This window comes from Bradyrhizobium sp. B124, from assembly GCF_038967635.1.
GTDB lineage: Bacteria > Pseudomonadota > Alphaproteobacteria > Rhizobiales > Xanthobacteraceae > Bradyrhizobium.
Window position 1 is genome coordinate 6,253,461 of record NZ_CP152413.1, and the last position, 18,330, is coordinate 6,271,790.

17 protein-coding genes are annotated in these 18,330 nt (G+C 64.8%); 12 read left to right on the top strand and 5 right to left on the bottom strand.

Annotation, left to right across the window (positions count from 1 at the left end):
• Positions 1–87: 87 nt before the first annotated feature.
• The gene (locus AAFG13_RS29665; RefSeq protein ID WP_212311762.1) at positions 88–594 is read left to right on the top strand and encodes a hypothetical protein; all 507 of its coding nucleotides are present in this window, start codon (positions 88–90) and stop codon (positions 592–594) included.
• A 201-nt stretch (positions 595–795) separates the two neighbouring features.
• Here AAFG13_RS29665 and AAFG13_RS29670 read toward each other — a convergent pair whose 3' ends face one another.
• Both AAFG13_RS29670 and AAFG13_RS29675 read right to left on the bottom strand, forming a co-directional pair.
• On the bottom strand, positions 796–2,340 hold the full coding sequence (locus tag AAFG13_RS29670; protein WP_342709026.1) for an acyl-CoA synthetase: 1,545 nt from the start codon (positions 2,338–2,340) through the stop codon (positions 796–798).
• A gap of 227 nt (positions 2,341–2,567) precedes the next feature.
• Positions 2,568–3,740, bottom strand: coding sequence for an acetyl-CoA C-acetyltransferase (locus tag AAFG13_RS29675; protein WP_229170284.1), 1,173 nt, complete (start codon positions 3,738–3,740; stop codon positions 2,568–2,570).
• A 186-nt stretch (positions 3,741–3,926) separates the two neighbouring features.
• Here AAFG13_RS29675 and AAFG13_RS29680 point away from each other — a divergent pair, with 186 nt between their 5' ends.
• The 9 genes from AAFG13_RS29680 to AAFG13_RS29720 all read left to right on the top strand — a co-directional run bounded on the left by AAFG13_RS29680 (position 3,927) and on the right by AAFG13_RS29720 (position 13,682).
• On the top strand, positions 3,927–4,589 hold the full coding sequence (locus AAFG13_RS29680) for a TetR family transcriptional regulator (RefSeq protein WP_212311759.1): 663 nt from the start codon (positions 3,927–3,929) through the stop codon (positions 4,587–4,589).
• Positions 4,590–4,685: 96 nt separating this feature from the next.
• Positions 4,686–5,444 (top strand): SDR family NAD(P)-dependent oxidoreductase, encoded by a 759-nt coding sequence (locus AAFG13_RS29685; RefSeq protein ID WP_066513200.1) that lies wholly within the window; start codon positions 4,686–4,688, stop codon positions 5,442–5,444.
• A 181-nt stretch (positions 5,445–5,625) separates the two neighbouring features.
• Positions 5,626–6,432 (top strand): enoyl-CoA hydratase/isomerase family protein, encoded by an 807-nt coding sequence (locus AAFG13_RS29690; protein ID WP_342709027.1) that lies wholly within the window; start codon positions 5,626–5,628, stop codon positions 6,430–6,432.
• 41 nt (positions 6,433–6,473) lie between these two features.
• On the top strand, positions 6,474–8,339 hold the full coding sequence (locus tag AAFG13_RS29695) for an AMP-binding protein (protein ID WP_342709028.1): 1,866 nt from the start codon (positions 6,474–6,476) through the stop codon (positions 8,337–8,339).
• Positions 8,340–8,521: 182 nt separating this feature from the next.
• Positions 8,522–9,649 (top strand): acyl-CoA dehydrogenase family protein, encoded by a 1,128-nt coding sequence (locus tag AAFG13_RS29700; RefSeq protein ID WP_342709029.1) that lies wholly within the window; start codon positions 8,522–8,524, stop codon positions 9,647–9,649.
• 122 nt (positions 9,650–9,771) lie between these two features.
• Positions 9,772–11,019 (top strand): acyl-CoA dehydrogenase, encoded by a 1,248-nt coding sequence (locus AAFG13_RS29705; RefSeq protein ID WP_342709030.1) that lies wholly within the window; start codon positions 9,772–9,774, stop codon positions 11,017–11,019.
• A gap of 114 nt (positions 11,020–11,133) precedes the next feature.
• Positions 11,134–12,378: an acyl-CoA dehydrogenase gene (locus AAFG13_RS29710; RefSeq protein ID WP_342709031.1), complete on the top strand. Its 1,245-nt coding sequence runs from the start codon at positions 11,134–11,136 to the stop codon at positions 12,376–12,378.
• A gap of 116 nt (positions 12,379–12,494) precedes the next feature.
• Positions 12,495–13,193: a nitroreductase gene (locus tag AAFG13_RS29715; protein WP_342709032.1), complete on the top strand. Its 699-nt coding sequence runs from the start codon at positions 12,495–12,497 to the stop codon at positions 13,191–13,193.
• 78 nt (positions 13,194–13,271) lie between these two features.
• Positions 13,272–13,682, top strand: coding sequence for a hypothetical protein (locus AAFG13_RS29720; protein WP_342709033.1), 411 nt, complete (start codon positions 13,272–13,274; stop codon positions 13,680–13,682).
• Here AAFG13_RS29720 and AAFG13_RS29725 read toward each other — a convergent pair.
• Positions 13,679–14,674, bottom strand: a complete 996-nt coding sequence (locus AAFG13_RS29725) for a YafY family protein (RefSeq protein WP_342709034.1) — start codon at positions 14,672–14,674, stop codon at positions 13,679–13,681. The genes AAFG13_RS29720 and AAFG13_RS29725 overlap by 4 nt on opposite strands.
• 83 nt (positions 14,675–14,757) lie before the next feature.
• Here AAFG13_RS29725 and AAFG13_RS29730 point away from each other — a divergent pair, with 83 nt between their 5' ends.
• Together AAFG13_RS29730 and AAFG13_RS29735 are read left to right on the top strand one after the other, a co-directional pair.
• Positions 14,758–15,411: a glutathione S-transferase family protein gene (locus AAFG13_RS29730; RefSeq protein ID WP_212311750.1), complete on the top strand. Its 654-nt coding sequence runs from the start codon at positions 14,758–14,760 to the stop codon at positions 15,409–15,411.
• Between the two features lie 14 nt (positions 15,412–15,425).
• Positions 15,426–15,860: a DUF6157 family protein gene (locus AAFG13_RS29735; protein ID WP_342709035.1), complete on the top strand. Its 435-nt coding sequence runs from the start codon at positions 15,426–15,428 to the stop codon at positions 15,858–15,860.
• Between the two features lie 322 nt (positions 15,861–16,182).
• Here the strand turns inward: AAFG13_RS29735 and AAFG13_RS29740 are convergent, their stop codons facing one another.
• Entirely contained in the window at positions 16,183–16,968 is a 786-nt protein-coding gene (locus tag AAFG13_RS29740) for an enoyl-CoA hydratase/isomerase family protein (protein WP_342713424.1), read from the bottom strand.
• A gap of 11 nt (positions 16,969–16,979) precedes the next feature.
• Positions 16,980–18,092, bottom strand: a complete 1,113-nt coding sequence (locus tag AAFG13_RS29745; protein ID WP_212311748.1) for a cyclic nucleotide-gated ion channel — start codon at positions 18,090–18,092, stop codon at positions 16,980–16,982.
• Positions 18,093–18,330: the final 238 nt, after the last annotated feature.

The window sequence follows — 18,330 nt, forward strand, 5'->3', positions numbered from 1 at the left end:
GGGCATCGCCGCAGAACCAGCGCATTTTGCTGTATGCTGGCGGCCATTGATTCACGATAGCAACTTTGGCCACGGGATGCATACCGCATGCGCCACGCGAGGATTGCAGAGCTGCCCGGCTGGATGTCGCGTCTCGGCCTGATGATCGTAGCCGCCGGCCTGGTGCTGATGCCTGCGGTCCGTGCGGCCGACATCAAGGAGCTCACCGAAAAATTGCCGCGCGCCTATATCGGCGAATTCCTGTGGGATGGCGACAACACGGTGCAGAACGTCGTCATCACCTTCGACAAGGTGCAGGCCCTGAACGAGCAGAATGCGGAGGCACGCGGCTGCGGTTCATATGAGGTCGGCCGTCACGTGACCAGGATCGGCGTGCAGATGTTCATCCGGCTGTCCGATCTCGAGGTCGAGATCTTTGAACAATCGCCCGATGGCAATGGAGCGTTCGAGACCGACGGCAGCCATCGCGGCAAGCTGTCGGAAGATTTTCAGCAGATCGACGCGCAATGGACCAGCACGGCATCAGGCAAGCACGGCCAACTGCACCTGCGTGCTGCGGCGTCGGTGGCATGCGGACCGGCGGAGGACTTGTAGTGCTGCATAACGCTAGAAGCGTTGTCCATCCTTCACCCTCCCCTGGAGGGGGAGGGTCGGCTCACAGCGAGCGAAGCGAGATGTGAGGCGGGGTGGGGTGATCTCTCAACACGGCAAGTCACCGATACGAGGGACTTTCATCCCACCTCGGTTCGCATTCCATGCGAACCGATCCTCCCCTCCAGGGGAGGATAAGAGGAATCACGCCTTGGCTGACGCCTTCGGCCAATAGCGGTCACGCAGATGCCGCTTCACCAGCTTGCCCGTCGGGGTGCGCGGCAGCTCTTGCTCGAAATCGATGCTCTTCGGGCATTTGATCGGCGACAGATGCTGGCGGCAGAATGCGATCAGCTCGGCCTCGAGCTCCTTGCCGGCCCTGGTGATGTCGTGCGGCTGCACCACGGCCTTGACCTCTTCGCCCATCTCCTCGTTCGGCACGCCGAACACCGCGACGTCGGAGACCGCGGGATGCGTGATCAGCACGTCCTCGGTCTCCTGCGGATAGATGTTCACGCCGCCGGAGATGATCATGTAGCTCTTGCGGTCGGTGAGATAGAGGAAGCCCTCTTCGTCGAGGTAGCCGACGTCGCCGAGCGTCGACCAGCCCTTGGCGTTGTAGGCCTTCTTCGTCTTCTCGGGATCGTTGTGATAGGTGAACGCGGGCGCGTCGGCGAAATAGACCTGGCCGATCTGCCCGGTCGGCGCCTCCTCGTCGTTCTCGTCCAGAATCTTGACCTTGCCGACCACGGCGCGGCCGACCGTGCCGCGGTGGGTGAGCCATTGCTGCGAGGTCGAGACCGTGACGCCGTTGCCTTCGGAGCCGGCGTAATACTCGATCAGGATCGGCCCCCACCACTCGATCATCTTCGCCTTGACGTCGACCGGGCAGGGCGCCGCGGCGTGGATCGCGCCCTTCAGCGATGAGATCTTGTAGCGGGCGCGTACCTCGTCGGGCAGCTTCAGCATGCGCACGAACATGGTCGGCACCAGCTGCGACTGCGTCACCTTGTGCTTCTCGACCTGCTTCAGAAATTCCTCGGCGTCGAAATGCTCCATGATGACGGAGGTGCCGCCCAGCACCGTTGCCATCATGTTGAAGCGCAGGGGGGCCGCGTGATAGAGCGGCGCCGGCGACAGATAGATGCTGTCGGCATTCATGCCGCACATGTCGGCGGTGAGAATCCGCAGGAACGGGCTCGGCACGTCAATCCGGTTGCCCTCGAACTCCCTCTTGATGCCCTTGGGCCGGCCGGTGGTGCCGGAGGAATACAGCATGTCGTAGCCGGCGACCTCGTCGGCAACCGGCGTGTTCGGCTGCGCGGCGGCCTCCTTGTCGTAGGAGCGGAAGCCAGGGGCCGGCTCGTCCATCATGTAGAACAGCGGCTCGCCCGCCTCGCCCTTGATCAGGCCCTTCACCTTGTCGGCGCACTGCGGCGTGGTGATGAATACCTTGGCTCCGCAGTCTTTGATGATGTAGGCGATCTCCTCTTCGGTCAGGTAGCGGCTGATCGCGGTGTAATAGAGCCCCGAGCGCTGCGCCGCCCAGCAGATCTCCATGAAGGCGAGGCGGTTTTCCATCAGTAGCGCGATGTGGTCACCGGCCTTCAGGCCGAGCGAGCGGAACAGATGCGCGCCCTGGTTCGAGAGCTCGTCGAGCTCGCGATAGGTGATCGCCTTGCCGGACGCCGCCATCCGATAGGCGATCTTGTTCGGATGGTTGCGCGCGTGGATGGACGGATGAGTCATTGTGTTTCCTCGGAGCATCAATAGTGGTCGTCCCGGCCTAGTGCGCAATTGCGCACGGGAGCCGGGACCCATAACCACCGATTTTTGTTGTTGGACTGGGTTGTGGCCCCAGCCGGGCCTAACCACAAACGGCTGTGGTTATGGGTCCCGGCTCCCGTGCGCAATTGCGCACTAGGCCGGGACGACACTTTTTTCGTGGAGGCCCTTCGGACCTAATCGAACGCTTCTTACAGCCGCTCGACAATCGTCACATTCGCCATGCCGCCGCCTTCGCACATGGTCTGCAGGCCGTAGCGCTTGTTGCGCTGCTTCAGGGCATGCAGCAGCGTCGTCATCAGCTTGGTGCCGGAGCCGCCGAGCGGATGGCCGAGCGCGATCGCGCCGCCATTGACGTTGAGCCGGGCCGGATCGGCGCCGGTGGTCTTCAGCCACGCGGTCGGCACCGAGGCGAAGGCCTCATTGACCTCGAACAGGTCGATGTCGTCGATTGTCATGCCGGCCTTCTGCAGCGCGCGCTGGGTTGCCGGCAGCGGCGCTTCCAGCATGATCACGGGGTCGCCGCCCATCATGGTGAGGTGATGGATGCGCGCCATCGGCTTGACGCCGAGCGCCTTGAGGCCCTTCTCGTTGACGACCATCACGCCGGATGCGCCGTCGCAGATCTGGCTGGCGCTGGCCGCGGTCAGCTTGCCGTTCTCGGCGATCAGCTTGACGCCCTTGATGCCGTCGAGGCTGGCGTCGAAGCGGATGCCTTCGTCGATGTGGTGGGTGTCGGTCGAGCCGTCGGCGCGGGTGATTGTCACCGGCACGATCTCGTCCTTGAAGTGGCCGGCTTGCGTTGCCGCGATCGCGCGCTGATGGCTGTTGTAGGAATATTCGTCGAGTTCGTCCTTCGACAGGCCGTACTTCTCGGCCATCATCTCCGCGCCGGTGAACTGGCTGAACACGATGTTGGGATACTTCGCCTCGATGCCCGGGCTCTTGTAGTGGCCGAAGCCGTTCTTGGCGGGCAGCGAGGAGGCGAGGCCCATCGGCACGCGGGTCATCGATTCCACGCCGGCCGCGATCACGCAGTCCATGGTGCCGCTCATCACGGCCTGCGCCGCGAAGTGCAGCGCCTGCTGCGAGGAGCCGCACTGGCGGTCGATCGAGGTCGCGGGCACGCTCTCCGGCAGCTTCGAGGCCATCACCGCGTTGCGCGCGACGTTGTTGGACTGCTCGCCGGCCTGCATCACGCAGCCCATGATCACGTCCTCGACCTGCGCCGGGTCGGCACCTGATCGTTCGACCAGCGCATCGAGCACGGTCGCGGCCAGATCGGCCGGATGCCAACCGGAAAGACGCCCTCCCTTGCGGCCGCCGGCGGTGCGGGCGGCGGCGACGATATATGCCTCGGCCATGTCTGATCTCCCTGGTGTTTCTGGATTGGGCGGTTTCAAAGCTGGGCCGGATTTAAGGGGCGGCTCAGCATTTAGTCAATCAATCAATTAACTCTTGAGTGCAGCCCCGCCATGGGCTTATGTGCGGCCTCGATTTACCGGCGAGCCAAGAAACAGCCGGGGACACAGAGCGGGACCAGAGCGCAGTTGAACACCAGCGTACCGACGAAACTTCCGGCCGGCAAAAATGCCACTGCCGACAAGCTATTGGTCGCAGCCAGCGAGCTGATGATCGAGCGCGCCTCGATCGAGGTTTCGCTGTCCGACATCGCCCAGAAGTCGGGCGTCAACGCCGCGCTCGTGAAATATCATTTCGGCAACAAGGACGGGCTGTTGCTGGCGCTGCTCGCGCGCGACGCCGCCACCGAGATATCGCAACTCGAATATCTCCTGGCGCAGCCGATCACGCCGTCCGCGAAACTGCGGCTGCATATCGGCGGCATCATCCGCGCCTATCACCAGTTCCCCTATATGAACCGGCTGATCCATTATCTCCTGCACGAGAGCTCGACTGCCGCCGCGAACGAGGTGTCGAAATTCTTCGTCGCGCCGCTTTTGGATTTTCACCGCCGGCTGCTCGCCGAGGGCATCAAGGCCGGCGAATTCCGCAAGATCGATCCGGTGCTGTTCTACACCAGCCTGATCGGCGCCTGCGATCACCTGTTCTTCGGCCGCCACGCGATGTCGCGCGCGGTCGGTGTCGGTCCGGTCACCGACGAGGTCTGCCGCGAATACATCAGGCACATGGAAGCCTTGATCTTCGGCGGCGTGCTGGAAGCGAAGGAATCGCGGATGGCGAATAGCGAGTAGCGGATTGGGAGAGGTCATCTTTTCCACTCGCCATTCGCTGCTCACCATTCGCCATAACAAGTCTAGAGAAGAAACGCCCAAGGAAAGGTTGTTCCCATGCAGTTGAAAGACGTTGCCGTTCTCATCACCGGCGGTGGCTCCGGCCTCGGTGCCGCCACCGCGCGCGCCATGGCCGCCAAGGGCGCCAAGATCGGCGTGATCGACCAGAACAAGGAAAACGCCGAGAAGGTCGCCGCCGAAGTGAAGGGCGTTGCCCTGCACGCCGACGTCACCGACGAGGAAGCGATCAAGGCGGCGATCGCCAAGGCCGAGGCCGCGCACGGCATCGCGCGCGTGCTGATGAACTGCGCCGGCATCGGCGGCTCGCAGCGCATCGTCGGCAAGGACGGCGTCTATCCGCTGGCAAAGTTCGTCCGCATCATCAACGTCAATTTGATCGGCACCTTCAACGTGCTGCGCCTGTTCGCCGAGCGCCTCGCCACCGAAGCCCCGATCGGCGAGGAGCGCGGCGTCGCGATCAACACCGCGTCGGTCGCGGCCTATGAAGGCCAGATCGGCCAGATCGCCTATTCGGCCTCGAAGGGCGGTGTCGTCGGCCTCACGCTGCCGGCCGCGCGCGACCTCGCCAGCCTGAAGATCCGCGTCAACACCATTGCACCCGGCCTGTTCCTGACGCCGCTGCTGATGGGTCTCAACGAGGAAGCCCGCAAGAGCCTGGGTGCCCAGGTGCCGCATCCGGCCCGCCTCGGCGATGCTTCCGAATACGGCAACCTCGCCGTCCATATCGTCGAGAACCCGATGCTCAACGGCGAAACCATCCGCCTCGACGGCGCCATCCGCATGGCCCCGCGCTAGCGGCGAGTTCCACTGTCGTCCCTGCCTTGCGCGCAATTGCGCGCTGGAGCAGGGACCCATACTCCGCGGCGTCTGTAACAGGCAAACCTGGCAGACGTCGCGCAAAACAACAAAAGCCTGTGGTTATGGGTCCCGGCTCGCGCTTCGCTTGGCTGGGACGACGGTCGGGAGGACCAAGCGCGTGTCTCAGCCGCTGCTGATCGAACATCACGATGGAGTCGATTGGGTCACGCTCAATCGTCCCGAAAGCCTGAACGCGCTCGATCCCGCGCTGATCGATGCGCTCAATACCTATTTCCAGGGCCTGCAGCGCAATCGCGACACCCGCGTCGTGGTGTTGAAGGGCGCTGGCGCGAATTTCTGCGCCGGGCTCGACCTCAAGCACGCGATGGCGCGCCGCGGCGGCCAGGCCGAGCCGCCTGGTGTCACGGAGTCGCTCGACTCGCAGCGCCGCATTGCCGACATCGTGATGCTGATGCGGCGCTGTCCGCAGCCGATCATCGCGCTGGTGCAGGGCGCGGCCGCCGGCGGCGGCTTCGCGCTGGCGCTCGCGGCCGACATCCGCATCGCGGCCAAGAACGCGCGGATGAACTGCGCCTTCATCAAGCTCGGCCTGGGCGGTTGCGACATCGGCACCAGCTACTTCCTGCCGCGCCTCGTCGGCGTGTCGGTCGCCTCCGAATTGATCCTCACCGGGCGCTTCATCCATGCCGACCGCGCGCTTGCGGTTGGCCTGGTGTCCGAGGTGGTCGAGGCGGCCGATCTCGACGTCGCGGCCAATCCTTACGTCGAGGCGATGATGACGGCCTCGCCGACCGGTCTCCGCCTGTCGAAGGAATGCCTCAACATGAGCGTCGATGCCGGCTCGATCGAGGCCGTGATCGCGATGGAGGATCGCAATCAGGTGCTGTGCAGCCGCTCGGAAGATTTCCAGGAAGGCATCAAGGCCTTTCTCGAGAAACGAAAGCCTGTCTATATCAGGCGCTGAGAACAGATCCTCAAAAGGACAAGAATTCCGGGAGACGCAAAATGGATGGAGACGCGGCGATGCTGACGAAGCTTGCCTTTCGCAAGGTGGACTGGCTCGCACGTGACATCGCGGTCGAGCGGCGCGCTGACGGTACCGTCGTGCTGAAGTCGCGGATTCCGCTGCAGGCCTACGAACCGCATATCCCGGCCTATCTCGCCAAATGGGCCGCGCAGGCGCCGGAGCGGATCTGGCTGGCGCAACGCGGCGGTCCCGACCGGCAATGGCGCAAGGTCTCCTACGGTGAAGCCAAGCGCACCGTCGATGCGCTGACGCAAGGCCTGCTCGATCTCGGCATTGGCGATGGCCGGCCCGTCGCGATCCTTTCAGGCAATTCGATCGAGCACGCGCTGATGACGCAGGCCGCGATGCAGGCACGGCTGCCGGCGGCGCCGGTGTCGCCCGCCTATTCGCTGATGAGCCAGGATCACCTCAAGCTCAAATATCTGTTCAATCTGATCAAGCCCGCCGTCGTCATGGTGCAGGACGGCCCGACCTTCGAGAAGGCGCTGAAGGCGATCGACCTCAGCGGCATCACCGTCGTTCACGTGCTGCGTCCCTGCGAAGGCATCAAGAGCGTGGGCTTCGCCGAGCTCGCGGCGACGAGGGTAACGGCCGATGTCGGCGCGTCGATTGCGAAGATCACGCCCGAAACCGTCGGCAAGCTGCTGTTCACCTCGGGCTCGACCGGCATGCCCAAGGCCGTCATCAACACCCAGCAGATGATGTGCGCCAATGCGGCGATGATGATGCAGGTACGCCCGCGTGAAACGGCGGGTCCGATCCCGACCGTGCTCGACTGGATGCCGTGGAATCACACCATGGGCGGCAACGCCGCCTTCAATCCGGTGCTTGTCGACGGCGGCACGCTCTATATCGACGACGGCCGGCCGATGCCGGGCCAGCTCGAGGAGACCATCAGGAACCTGCGCGAGGTGTCGCCGACCTATTACGCCAACGTGCCGGCAGGCTATGCGGCGCTCGCGGCCGCGATGGAGAAGGACGCGGCGCTGTGCGCGAGCTTCTTCAAGAACCTCTCGATCATGGCCTATGGCGGCGCCCGGCTGCCCGACGATCTCTATGACCGGATGCAGGCGCTGGCGGTGAAGACCACGGGCGAGCGCATCGTGTTCTACACCGGCTGGGGCTCGACCGAGACCGCGCCGACCTCGACCGGCACCTATTGGGACACCGAGCGCGTCGGCCTGATCGGCCTGCCGTTCCCCGGCGTCGAGCTGAAGATGGTGCCGTGCGGTTCGAAATATGAATTGCGGCTGCGCGGCGTCAACGTCACGCCGGGCTATTTCGGCCAGGCGGACCTCACGGCCAAGATGTTCGACGAGGAAGGCTTCTACTGCATCGGCGATGCCGGCGTGTTCGTCGATCCCGATGATCCGCTGCAGGGCATCATCTTTGCCGGCCGCGTGGTCGAGGATTTCAAGCTGACGACCGGCACCTTCGTCCATGTCGGCTCACTGCGCACCGATGCTATATCAGCTGCGACGCCGGTCGTGCATGACGCGCTGGTCGCGGGGCAGGATCGTGAGTTCATCGGCCTGCTGTGCTGGCCCAACCTGCATGCCTGCCGCCAGCTCGTCGGCAATGCGGATGCGAGCTACGAGGACGTGGTCCGGCATCCCGAGGTGGTCGATTGCCTCAGGAAGGGCTTGCAGGCGCACAATGCATCTTGCACCGGCAGCAGCATGCGCATCGCGCGTGCGATGCTGATGGCCGAGCCGCCGTCGATCGACGGCAATGAGCTCACCGACAAGGGCTACATCAACCAGCGCGCCGGCCTCGAACGCCGCGCCGCGCTGGTGGAGAAGCTCTATGCCGACAAGCCCGGTGATGAGGTGATCGTGCTGTGATGAAGCTGATGCTCTCTCAACACGTCATTCCGGGGCGCGCGAAGCGCGAACCCGGAATCCATTTTGCAGCGAGTCCGGAGCCCGATGGATTCCGGGCTCGCGACTTCGTCGCGCCCTCAGATGCGCAATTGCGCATCGGGGAATAACGAAGAACAAGTGACCGCAAGAAAAAGGTAGCCGCCATGAATTTCGATTTCTCCGACGAACAGAAGCAGATGCGTGACGAGGCGCGGAAGTACCTCGCCGAGCAGTGCCCGCCCAAGGCTGTGCGCGAGGTGCTCGATGGCAAGGTGCCCTACGACAAGGCGCTGTGGAAGGGCCTCGCCGAGATGGGCTTCCTCGGCGTCGCGATCCCGGAGAAGTTCGGCGGCGCGGGTGCCGGCCATCTCGAGCTCTGCGTGATCGCGGAAGAAATGGGCCGCGCGCTGGCGCCAGTGCCGTTCTCCTCCACCGTGTATCTTGCGGCCGAGGCGATCCTGATCGCAGGCAGTGACATGCAGAAGCAGAAGTGGCTGCCGAAGATCGCCTCCGGCGATGCCATCGGCACGCTGGCGCTGTTCGAGGGCAAGGGCAACCCGTCGCCGAAGGCGGTCAAGGTCACGGCCAATGGCGGCGTGCTCAATGGCGTCAAGAAGCCGGTTGCTGATGGTGCGATCGCCGATTTCGCCGTGGTGGCCGCGCGCGCCGGTTCGAGTGGGCGCGAGTCTGATATTTCCTTGTTCATCGTCGATCTCAAGGCCGGCGGTGTCGCGGTCAAGTCGCTGACCAACATCGATCTGACCCGCGGCCAGGCCGAGATCACCTTCAAGGACGCGAAGGCCGAGCCGCTCGGCGCGGCCGGCGAGGGCTGGAGCGTCATCACCCAGGTGCTGGATCGTGCAGCCGTGTTGATGGCGTTCGAGCAGGTCGGTGGTGCCGACCGCGCGCTCGAAATGGGCCGCGACTATGCGCTCGACCGCATCGCGTTCGGCCGTCCGATCGGCTCGTTCCAGGCGGTCAAGCACATGCTGGCCGACATGTATGTGTCGGCGACGCTGGCGCGCTCGAACTGCTATTACGGCGCCTGGGCGCTCTCGACCAATGCCGGCGAACTGCCGGAAGCGGCCGCTGCCGCGCGCATCAGCGCGACGCAGGCGTTCCAGCACTGCGCCAAGAACAACATCCAGGTCCATGGCGGCATGGGCTTCACCTGGGAGTTCGACTGCCACATGTACTATCGCCGCGCCAATGCGGTGGCACTCGGCCTCGGCAGCCTGTCCTATTGGGAAGACGCGCTGATCGACCGCATGCGCAAGAAGAACGCGGCGTAACCTAGCGCGTCATTCCGGGGCGCGACGAAGTCGCGAACCCGGAATCTCGAGATGAGAAAATAGCCTCTAGATTCCGGGTTCGAAGCTCCGCTTCGCCCCGGAATGACCGAAAGAGAACCGTCATGAATTTCGACGACACCCCGCAGGAGGCCGCATTCCGCGCCGAGGCGAAAGCCTGGATCGCGGCCAATGCGCCGAAGCAATATGAGGACGAGCTGCGCAAGGCCTCGCTCGGCCGCGTGCAGCTCAAGGGCGCCAACATTCTCGAGGTCGCCAAGGCCTGGCAGAAGAAGAAGGCCGATGCCGGCTGGGCCTGCCTGCACTGGCCGAAGGAGTATGGCGGCCGCGGTTCGTCACCGATCGAGCGCGTGATCTGGCAGCAGGAGGAGGGCCCGTTCGGCCGCCTCAGCTCGATGTTCATCATCGGCCACGGCATGTGCGGCCCGACCATGATGGCGTTCGCCGGCGAGGAGCAGAAGCGCAAATATCTGCCGCCGCTGGCCTCCGGCGAAAAGGTCTGGTGCCAGCTGTTCTCCGAACCGGCCGGCGGCTCCGACGTTGCAGGCCTGCGCACCCGCGCCGAGAAGCAGGGTGACGAATGGGTGATCAATGGCCAGAAGATCTGGACCTCGGGCGCGCATTATTCCGACTACGGCATCCTGTTGACTCGCACCGATCCCAATGTCGCGAAGCACAAGGGCCTCACCATGTTCTTCCTGGACATGAAGAGCCCGGGCGTCGAGGTCAGGCCGATCAAGCAGGCGAGCGGCGCCTCCGACTTCAACGAGGTCTATTTCACCGACGTGCGCATTCCGGACTCGCAGCGGCTTGGCAATGTCAATGACGGCTGGAACGTGTCGCTGACGACGCTGATGAACGAGCGCATGTCGATCGGTGCGGGCGTTGCCACCGGCTTCCCCGAGCTGTTCGACTTCTGCAACAGCCTGATGCTGGAGGATGGCCCCGCGATCGAGAACCGCGCGGTGCGCGCGAAGCTCGCGAACTGGGCGGTGAAGGCGAGCGGGCTGAAATACACCAGCATGCGCGCGATCTCCGCGCTCTCCCGTGGTGAACGCCCGGGGCCCGAGAACTCGATCGGCAAGCTGGTCGCCGGCTCGATGATCCAGGACGTCGCAACCTACGCGCTCGACCTGCAAGGCGCCGCCGGTGCGCTCAACGGGCCCGAGGATGCCGAGGTCGCCGGCAAGTTCCAGGCGATGCTGCTGCGCGCGCCGGGTACCCGCGTCGAGGGCGGCACCGACGAGATCATGCGCAACATCATCGCCGAGCGCGTGCTGGGCCTGCCCGGCGACATCCGGGTCGACAAGGACGTTCCCTTCAACAAGATCCCGACCAAGGGTCGAGCATAGAAAATCGTAGGGCGGGTTAGCGCAGCGTAACCCGCCATTTCGCAACAACGTTTCGATGGAATCGGTGGGTTACGCCTTCGGCTAACCCACCCTACGCAAAAAAAGAGGTTCGCCATGAATTTCGATGACACGCCGCAGGAAGCCGAATTCCGCAAGATCGCGCGCCAGTGGATCGCGGCCAATGCTCCGAAGGAGTTCGAGGAGGAGTTGTCAAAATCCTCGCTCGGCCGCATCAGGCTCGCCAAGCACGACATGGTCGAGGTCGGCAAGGCCTGGCAGAAGAAGAAGGCCGAGGGCGGCTGGGCCTGCCTGCACTGGCCGAAGGAATATGGCGGCCGCGGCGCCACCCCGATCGAGCGTGTGATCTGGCAGCAGGAAGAGGGCGTCTACGGCAAGCTGACCCAGCCGTTCCAGATCGGCGAGGGCATGTGCGGCCCGACCGTGATGGCCTGGGGCTCTGAAGACGCCAAGCGCCGTTATCTGCCAAGGCTCGCCTCCGGTGAGGAGATCTGGTGCCAGCTGTTCTCCGAGCCGTCGGCCGGCTCCGACGTCGCCGGCCTGCGCACCCGCGCCGAGAAGAAGGGCGACAACTGGGTCGTCAACGGCCAGAAGATCTGGACCTCCGGCGCGCATTACTCCGACTACGGCCTTCTGATCGCGCGCACCGATCCGAATGTGCCCAAGCACAAGGGCCTCACCATGTTCTTCCTCGACATGAAGAGCCCGGGCGTCGAGGTCAGGCCGATCAAGCAGGCCAACGGCATGCAGGAGTTCAATGAGGTCTATTTCACCGACGTCGTGATTCCGGACAGCCAGCGCCTCGGTACGGTCGGCGAGGGCTGGAGCGTGTCGCTGACCACGCTGATGAACGAGCGCATGTCGATCGGATCGCGGCTCGCGACCGGTGTCCCTGAAATGTTCGAGTTCTGCTCCAATCTGATGCTGGAGGATGGCCTCGCGATCGACGATCCGGCGGTGCGCTCCAAGCTTGCGAGCTGGGCAGTGAAGGCGAGCGGGCTGAAATACACCAGCTACCGCGCGATCTCGGCGCTGTCGAAGGGCGAGCGTCCGGGCCCAGAGAACTCCATCGGCAAGCTCGTCTCCGGCCTGATGCTGCAGGACATCGCGACCTACGCGATGGACCTCGAGGGCGCCGCGGGCAGCCTCACCGGCACCGATGAGGAGCAGGCCAACGGCCAGTTCCAGCAGATGCTGCTGTCGTCGCCCTCAATGCGTATCGCCGGCGGCACCGACGAGATCCTGCGCAACATCATCGCCGAGCGCGTGCTCGGCCTGCCGGGCGATATCCGCGTCGACAAGGACGTGCCCTACAACAAGATCCCGACCAAGGGGCGTTAGGGGAACGTAGGGTGGGTTAGCGAAGCGTAACCCACCATTGGCTATCAACCACGTGCGATAGAGGCGGTGGGTTACGCCTTTGGCTAACCCACCCTACGCAGACAATGGGATGCGCAATGGACGCTGCAGTGAACCAACAAGAACGCATTGACGTACTCCAAAGCCTGCTCAACGAGCGCTACTCGGTGCGCGCGTTCCAGCCGCGCGAGGTGCCGCGCGACGTCATCGAGCACATCCTGACGACCGCACAGCGCACCGCGTCGTGGTGCAACAGTCAGCCCTGGGAGGTCCTGATCGTCTCCGGCGAGGCCAAGGAGCGCTTTCGCAAGGCGATCTATGCCGAGGCTTCGCGCGGCCTCGGCGAGGACTACGACTTCACGCCGCCGCGCGAATATGTCGGGGTCTATCTGGAGCGCCGCCGCGAGAGCGGGTTCCAGCTCTACAACACGCTCGGCATCGCGCGCGGCGACAGGGTCGCTTACGCCAAACAGGCGCTGGAGAACTACAATTTCTTCGGCGCCCCGCACATTGCCGTGATCCATACCAACGAGCCGCTCGGCATCTACGGTGCGATCGATTGCGGCGGCTATGTCTCGAACTTCATGCTCGCCGCCCAGGCGCTCGGGCTCGGCACCATCCCGCAGGCCGCGATCGCGCGCCATTCCGGCCTGATCCGCCGCCATTTCAACCTGGCTGGGGATCGCCGGGTTGTCTGCGGTATCTCGTTCGGCTATGCGGATCATGCGCACAAGGTGAACAGCTACCGCACGTCGCGCGCAACTGTGGCGGATACTGTCACATTTGTGGATGTATAGTTTCCTCAAGGCGGGAAGGTCGGTTCACCCTCCCGCCGAGGACAAGAAGAAACGACAAGAAGAACGACTAGAACAACAATGGCGAATAACGCCTCCCTGACGCCGGCGGAGATCAGCTGGCAACTGCACCGTCTGCCTGCGCTTGAGCGCGACGCGTTCATCGCCGCGCATTACTTGGGACAGCCCGTCGCCTGGCAGACCCGCTTCTTCGATGCGATCGACTGGGGCGCGGGCTCCGTGCTGCAATTCAGCTTCCTGCAACGCGGCTGGCATCGCCATTCCCGGCTCGACAACCCGATCTATGCCTATATCGACATCGAGCAACATCCGGAAACACGCGGCCTGCGCCGCGGCCGGCGGATCGACCTCGAGGGCACGATCAAGGGCGTCGACTTCGTGACCGGGATTACGCTCACGCTCGACCGGTTCGAGATCTTGCCCGTCAACTTTCTCGATCGCTTCGTCATCAACTCCGACAGCCGCTATTAACGCCGGGCCGCGCGGCGCGACGGCGCGTCCACATAGCGCGCGGCCATCGCGCCCGCCAGCTCCGCCATCTTCTCGCGCAACTCCGCGGGCGCGATCACCTCGGCCTCGGCGCCGAGCCGCAGCAATTCGGAGGCGGCGTGCCACACCGTCTTACCGACCGGCATGGTGGCGATCCGCCAGCCGTCGGTGTCGGCGGCTTCAGCAAGCCGCATCCGCGCCTTCACGTAAGGGTGGGCCAGCGCATCGAACAGTTGCAGCCCCAACGGCGACAGCCGCACCGTGGCCTCGTTCGGATGCAGCTCGGCCTCGAGCCGCGCGATCGAGGCGCGCCAGTAGGTGGCGAGATCGAACTCCCCCGGCCGCGCGAACGGCGTCTCCAGTGCGGTGCAATCCAGCACCCGCGCGACCCGGTAGGTGCGCACATTGCCGTCGACGAGGCCGGCGAGATACCAGCTGCCGCCCTTCAGCACGAGGCCGAGCGGCGCCACGCGCCGCCGCTTCTCGGCCTTCCAGCTCTGGTAGCGGATCTCGATCAGGGTCTCGCGCAGCACCGAGGCTGCAATGGCGCGCAGATGCTTCGGCTCCTCGGTCTCGCCGAACCAACCCGGCGCGTCGAGATGGAAGCGCTGCTGCATGCCCCGCGCGTTGGGGCGAAGATTCTCCGGCAGCGCCGCCATCAGCTTGGTCTGCGCCGCCGCCATCGCGACATCGAGGCCGAGTGCGGCGGCGGGGCCGGGCAGGCCGGCCATGAACAGCGCCTCGGCCTCGCCCTGCGACAGCCCGTTGAGCCGCACCCGATAGCCGTCGAGCAGGCGATAGCCGCCCTCGGCGCCGCGGTCGGCATAGACGGGGACGCCGGCGGCCGAGAGCGCATCGATGTCGCGATAGATCGTGCGCACCGAGACCTCGCAGGCTTCGGCCAGCTCGGGTGCGGTGACCTGTCCCCGTGCCTGCAGGGTGGTGAGGATGGAAAACAGCCGGCTCGCGCGCATGGAACGATCATACCTGACACAAGATGTCAGGTATAGGCGCACATAAGGAGGCCACGCCCCTGACGGCGCAAGGAGACCCGCTGATGACCACCGTTGCCCCCACCGACCGCGTCACGCTGTATTACTCGCCGCAGAGCCGCGCCACCGGCACCCGCGTGCTGCTGGAGGAACTCGGCGCGCCTTATGATTTGCATATCCTCAACATGAAGGCGGCAGAGCAGCGCAAGGACGCCTATCTCGCGATCAATCCGCTCGGCAAGGTGCCGGCGATCCGTCATCGCGATGCGCTGGTGACCGAGCAGGTCGCGATCTTCATCTACCTTGCCGATCTGTTCCCGCAGGCGGGCCTGACGCCCGCGCTGAACGACCCGCGCCGCGGCCCCTATCTGCGCTGGATCGCCTATTACGGCGCCTCGTTCGAGCCGGCGGTGATCGACCATTTCATGAAGCGCGAGCCGGCGCCGATCACGCAGTCGCCCTACGCCGATTACGACACCATGCTGGGCACGCTCGAGGCGCAGCTCGCAAAGGGGCCCTATCTGCTCGGCGAAGAGATCACGGCGGCGGACATCCTTTGGGGCATCGCGTTCAGTTGGACCATGATGTTCGGCATCGTGCCGAAAAGGGACGTCTTCGTCCGCTATTCCGAACGCATCGCCGCGCGCCCGGCTTTCATCCGGATCTCGAAGGCCGACGACGAGATGGCGGCGCAGCATGCAGCCGCCGCCGGAGTGTGATACGGATCGTGCCGATGGCGAAACCCCTGTACAGCACCAACTGCTTCAACACCCTGATCCGCGTCGCCGAGGATTGCCCGGCGCAGCGCGGCGAGGAGCCGCAGCTGCGTGGCGGTCAGCCGACGGTTGCCGTGCTGCAATACCGGATGATCGCCGGAGCGCCCTACAGATACACCTCCGACGACGTGGTGTTCGCGACCTCGTCGGCCGGCCGCGCGCTCGATGCGAAGGCGGCGAAGAAGGCGCGCAGCCTCGCCCGCGAGACGTTCTTCTCGCGCGGCCAGGCCTGCATGCGCGCCTCGCCGCTCGGCAAGCGTTTCGGCTGGGGCGTTCACGCCGACGCCGACGGCCGCATCGCAATCTACGCCGTCGACAGCAAGCGTTATCAGGCGCTGGCCGGTGATCCGGAGATTGCGCAGACGCGCGCGATGCGGTCGAAGCGGGCGTGACGCTTTTTATCCTCCCCTGGAGGGGGAGGATCGACGCGAATGAAATGAGCGGCGAGGTGGGGTGAAAGTCTCTCCAATCGGGCACTGCCCGCGTTGAGAGATCACCCCACCCCGTCTCACATTCCGCTGCGCTCCATGTGAGCCGACCCTCCCCCTCCAGGGGAGGGTGAAGCATCGGTGCATCCTCCCAGTCCCGTCATCCTGAGGTGCGAGCGCAGCGAGCCTCGAAGGATGAATCGGCCACCAGCCGGGCCGTCGACCCTTCGAGACGGCCGCTTCGCGGCCTCCTCAGGGTGACGGTAGTTAGAGCGCGAAGGGTCCGCTAAAACCTCGGCGCCCGCTTCTCGGCGAACGCTTTGATGCCTTCCTTGATCTCATCGCCGTGCATGCTGTCGCTGTGGCGCTGGTCGGCGGCGGCCTCATCCAGCTCGCCGCGGGCGAATTCGTTGATCGCGCGTTTCATGCCGGCCATCGCCTTCGGAGCATTGCCGGCCAGGATCGTGGCGAGCTTGTCGACCTCTTCGTCGAGCAGGTCGAGCGACACCATCGCGGTGAGGTAGCCGATCCGCAGCATCTCCGGCGCTGTGATCTTCTGCGCGGTCAGGAACAGCAGCTTGGCGTTGTCGACCCCGAGCCGTGTGACGTAGCGCCGGATGCCGCTCTTGTAATAGTGCAGCCCGAGCCGCGCCGCCGGCATGAACATCTCCGCGGTATCGACGCCGATGCGGAAGTCGCAGGCGAGCGCCAGGTCGGTCGAGCCGCCATAGACCCCGCCATTGAGCCGGCAGATCGTCGGCACGCTCAGATCCTCGAGCCGGTTCACCACCACCTCGAACGCTGAGCCCGCACTTTGCTGCTCGCTCTCGCTCACCGCGCGCTCGGCCACCGAGTTGAGGTCGTAGCCGGCGGAGAACGCGCGGCCGGTTCCGGTCAGCACCAGCACGCGGATCGCGGGATCGGCCTCGATCCGGTCGAACAGCCTGACCAGCTCGCCGAGATCCTCGGCCTGCAGGCGGTTGAGATGCTTCGGCCGGTTGAGGCGGATCGTGGCGCGTGCGCCCGCGATTTCTAGCACGGGTCCGCTGGCGGTGTTGGCCGCGTCGGCCATCTTGGTCTCCATCATTGGTTCTCACGTTCGCGCCGCTTCGCCTCGGCGTCGATGGTCTCGGCGAGATCGGGATGCCTTGCCATCAACAGGCGGAAATCGACGAGGTCAAGCACCAACAGCCGGGTCACCTTGCTGGTCGAGACGCTGGCGCCCCGCTTGGCGTTGCCGAGCAGCGCCATCTCGCCGAAGAATGCGCCTTCGCCGAGCTTCACCTTGCGTCCGGGCAGGTCGACCTCCACCTCGCCGGCGGCGACGAAATACATGCAGTCGCCATTGGTGTCCTTGCGGATGATCATGGTGCGCGGCGGCAGGTCCATGGTCCGCAGCACCTGGGTGACGTCGGCGATCGCGGCCGGGCCGAGATGCGCGAAGAACGGCACCTTGCTGACGGTCTCCCAGGTTCTCAGAAAATTGTCGCGGCGGGTTTCCGCGGCAAAGCCGGTCGCCAGAATACCGGTCCACAGCCCGAACACGCCGAGGCCCGAGATCATCACCATGGCAGCGACCATGCGGCCGAGCGGGGTGATCGGCACCACGTCGCCATAGCCTGTCGTGGTCAGCGTCACCACCGCCCACCACAGCGCCGCCGGCACGCTGCCGAAGGTCTGCGGCTGGACGTCCCGCTCCAGGAAGTATTCGGCGACGGAGGCCAGGAACACCACCATCAGGAAGATCACCAGCACGCTGAGCAGCGGGCCGGATTCCACCACGAGCACGCGCCGGAGCTGGCGCAGGCCGGGAATGCCTGGCACCACCTTGAGCATCCAGAGCACACCGAGCAGCCATGCGGTTTTCGGCTCGATGCCGCTGAGCAGGGCCAATGGCACCGCCAGCGCACCGACCGCATCGACGACGCCAGCGCTTGACAGCGCGTAGAACCAGAGCTTGTCCTGCCGCCGCATGTGCCGCAGCCGCACCAGCCATTCGAACACGAAATAGGCAAGGCAGGCCCACAGCAGCGCATCGACCCAGTGCGGGACCGTGTCATAGGCCGGCGCGACCGTCAGCAGCGTCATCATGGCGACACCGACCGTGACCGCGACATAGGCCGCCGTGGTCATGTTGCGGCCGGCGGTGGCGGAAACGAAGCGCGTCAAGGCCGGAAGGACGATCGGCTTGGACATCGGAACGGAGCTTGCCTGTCGCTGAACTACTGGAATTGAGGCGCCCCTGCGAATGGCGGAGCCTGTGTCACAACGTGCCTCTCCCGGTTGAGGCCGTCAACGCGCAGGCGGTGGCGGGATGGTCGCGGCGAAAGTCCCAAATGTTGGACGAATGGCCTAACCATGTTGGCCCGTTTTTGCGCCCGCGAATGTGAGAAATCAGACAAATCGTCGCTTTTTCACCGTATATCAGGGATGC

What these genes read in the sequence shown, in the direction of transcription:
- AAFG13_RS29685 (WP_066513200.1), top strand. Translation starts at nt 4,686, where the DNA reads ATGCAGTTGAAAGACGTTGCCGTTCTCATCACCGGCGGTGGCTCCGGC.
- AAFG13_RS29675 (WP_229170284.1), bottom strand. Translation starts at nt 3,740, where the DNA reads ATGGCCGAGGCATATATCGTCGCCGCCGCCCGCACCGCCGGCGGCCGC.
- AAFG13_RS29715 (WP_342709032.1), top strand. Translation starts at nt 12,495, where the DNA reads ATGGACGCTGCAGTGAACCAACAAGAACGCATTGACGTACTCCAAAGC.
- AAFG13_RS29725 (WP_342709034.1), bottom strand. Translation starts at nt 14,674, where the DNA reads ATGCGCGCGAGCCGGCTGTTTTCCATCCTCACCACCCTGCAGGCACGG.
- AAFG13_RS29740 (WP_342713424.1), bottom strand. Translation starts at nt 16,968, where the DNA reads ATGGCCGACGCGGCCAACACCGCCAGCGGACCCGTGCTAGAAATCGCG.
- AAFG13_RS29730 (WP_212311750.1), top strand. Translation starts at nt 14,758, where the DNA reads ATGACCACCGTTGCCCCCACCGACCGCGTCACGCTGTATTACTCGCCG.
- AAFG13_RS29695 (WP_342709028.1), top strand. Translation starts at nt 6,474, where the DNA reads ATGGATGGAGACGCGGCGATGCTGACGAAGCTTGCCTTTCGCAAGGTG.
- AAFG13_RS29665 (WP_212311762.1), top strand. Translation starts at nt 88, where the DNA reads ATGCGCCACGCGAGGATTGCAGAGCTGCCCGGCTGGATGTCGCGTCTC.
- AAFG13_RS29735 (WP_342709035.1), top strand. Translation starts at nt 15,426, where the DNA reads ATGGCGAAACCCCTGTACAGCACCAACTGCTTCAACACCCTGATCCGC.
- AAFG13_RS29710 (WP_342709031.1), top strand. Translation starts at nt 11,134, where the DNA reads ATGAATTTCGATGACACGCCGCAGGAAGCCGAATTCCGCAAGATCGCG.
- AAFG13_RS29720 (WP_342709033.1), top strand. Translation starts at nt 13,272, where the DNA reads ATGGCGAATAACGCCTCCCTGACGCCGGCGGAGATCAGCTGGCAACTG.
- AAFG13_RS29705 (WP_342709030.1), top strand. Translation starts at nt 9,772, where the DNA reads ATGAATTTCGACGACACCCCGCAGGAGGCCGCATTCCGCGCCGAGGCG.
- AAFG13_RS29700 (WP_342709029.1), top strand. Translation starts at nt 8,522, where the DNA reads ATGAATTTCGATTTCTCCGACGAACAGAAGCAGATGCGTGACGAGGCG.
- AAFG13_RS29745 (WP_212311748.1), bottom strand. Translation starts at nt 18,092, where the DNA reads ATGTCCAAGCCGATCGTCCTTCCGGCCTTGACGCGCTTCGTTTCCGCC.
- AAFG13_RS29670 (WP_342709026.1), bottom strand. Translation starts at nt 2,340, where the DNA reads ATGACTCATCCGTCCATCCACGCGCGCAACCATCCGAACAAGATCGCC.